The sequence below is a fragment of the Massilia sp. UBA6681 genome (assembly GCF_002454935.1).
In the GTDB taxonomy this organism is placed as follows: Bacteria; Pseudomonadota; Gammaproteobacteria; order Burkholderiales; family Burkholderiaceae_D; genus Telluria; species Telluria varians.
Genome location: NZ_DKJX01000013.1, coordinates 6,086 through 7,969, shown reverse-complemented (window position 1 = coordinate 7,969; position 1,884 = coordinate 6,086). Strand labels below are relative to the sequence as shown.

2 protein-coding genes are annotated in these 1,884 nt (G+C 65.5%); both read left to right on the top strand.

Annotated features, from left to right (window positions below):
- Positions 1 to 25 precede the first annotated feature (25 nt).
- A complete protein-coding gene (gene zapE / locus B2R83_RS01850; RefSeq protein ID WP_292037988.1) occupies positions 26 to 1,123 on the top strand; it encodes a cell division protein ZapE in 1,098 nt (365 codons plus the stop codon).
- Between the two features lie 13 nt (positions 1,124 to 1,136).
- Positions 1,137 to 1,820 (top strand): hypothetical protein, encoded by a 684-nt coding sequence (locus B2R83_RS01845; RefSeq protein ID WP_292037981.1) that lies wholly within the window; start codon positions 1,137 to 1,139, stop codon positions 1,818 to 1,820.
- The last annotated feature ends 64 nt before the right edge of the window (positions 1,821 to 1,884 follow it).

Sequence of the window (1,884 nt, the reverse complement as noted above, 5' to 3'; positions counted from 1 at the left end):
CCCACGCTACGTTTACACCGTCACTATGAACGTCCAAGAGTATTACCAGCACGCGCTGACCGAGCGCGGCTTCAAGTCCGACCCGGCGCAGGCCGCCGCGGTGGATCGCCTGCAGCAGGCGTACGACGACTGGGTCCAGTACAAGGCCCAGCGGTCGTCCGCTTTCAAGCGCCTCATCAACCGCCCGGACGTGCCCAAGGGCGTGTACATGTGGGGCGGGGTGGGGCGCGGCAAGTCCTTCCTGATGGACTCCTTCTATTCGGTGGTGCCGGTGGTGCGCAAGACGCGCCTGCACTTCCACGAATTCATGCGCGCCGTGCACGGCCAACTGGATGAACTGAAAGGCGTGGCCGATCCGCTCGACGAAGTCGCCAAGCGCATCGCGAAAAAATACCGCCTGATCTGCTTCGACGAATTCCACGTCTCGGACATCGCCGACGCGATGATCCTGTACAACCTGCTCAAGGCCTTGTTCGACAACGGCGTCTCCTTCGTGATGACTTCGAACTACGAACCGTCGACCCTGTATCCGGACGGCCTGCACCGCGACCGCATGCTGCCTACCATCGCGCTGCTCAAGGACAAGCTGGACGTCCTGAACGTCGATGCCGGCAACGACTACCGCAAGCGCGCGCTCGAGCAGGTGGAGGCCTACTACACGCCGCTGAACGCGGCCTCGGACCATGCGCTGCGCGAAGCCTATGCCAAGGTGGCCGACACCGCCGACGAGAGTCCGATCGTGCACATCGAGAACCGCGAGATCCGCGCGCTGCGCCGCGCCGGCGGCGTGATCTGGTTCGATTTCGCCACCCTGTGCGGCGGGCCGCGCTCGCAGAACGACTATCTCGAACTGGCCTCGCGCTTCCACACCGTGATCGTCTCTAGCATCCCGGCCATGTCAGCGGGACAGTCCTCGGAAGCGCGCCGCTTCACCTGGCTGGTGGACGTGTTCTACGACCACAAGGTCAAGCTGATCATGTCGGCCGCGGTGGAGCCGGAGGAGCTGTACACCCAGGGTATGCTCGCGAACGAATTCCACCGCACGGTCTCGCGTATCATTGAAATGCAGTCGCGCGAATACATGCTGGCCGAACGCCGCGGCGCCGCCGATGCCATCGCCTGATCGAAAGGAAACCATGAGGACTTACTCAATCATCCGCGTCCTCGCCGCGGCCGCGGTCGCCGCAAGCCTGTCCGCCTGCGCCAGCGTCGAGCCTGGCCCTGCGCTGGAAACGGTCGACCCCACCACCTCGGTGGAACAGGCCGATCAGCGCCTGGCCGCGGTCGCCGTCGAGCGCGCCGCGATCGAGGCGCGCTATGCCGAGCGGGAAGCGGTCTGCTACGAGAAATTCTTCGTCAATAACTGCCTGGACGAAGCGAAAGAACGCCGCCGAGTGGCCTTGAATGCGCAGCGCAACATCGAAATCGAAGCCGAGCGCTTCAAGCGCCGCGTGAAGGTCGAGGAGCGCGACCGCGAGATCGCCGCCGCGGACGCCGAATACAAGGCCGAGGAAGCGCGCCTGGCGGCCGAACCGCCGCCACCGCCGCGCGACACCACGGCCCTGCCGCCGCCAAAGCCGTCGCCGGCCGCCTCGCGCATGGCGCGCCGCAATGCCAAGGCAAAGGAAGAGGCTGCCCGCGCACCAGAGGAAGCCGCCAGGGCCGCGGCGAACGCGCGCGCGTTCGAGGAGCGCAAGCGCAAGTCGGAAGAGAAACAGAAGGAAGTCGCGCAGCGCGTGGCCGAGCGCGAGGCGAAGGCGGCGGCACGCAAAGCGGAGGAAGAGAAGGCGAAGGCGGCGACGCCGGCTACGGGAAAGTGAATTAGTGCATTCTGCTAGCGCTTGCTAGCGACCACTACAAGTTGATCCGTCGTCCCGGCGCAGG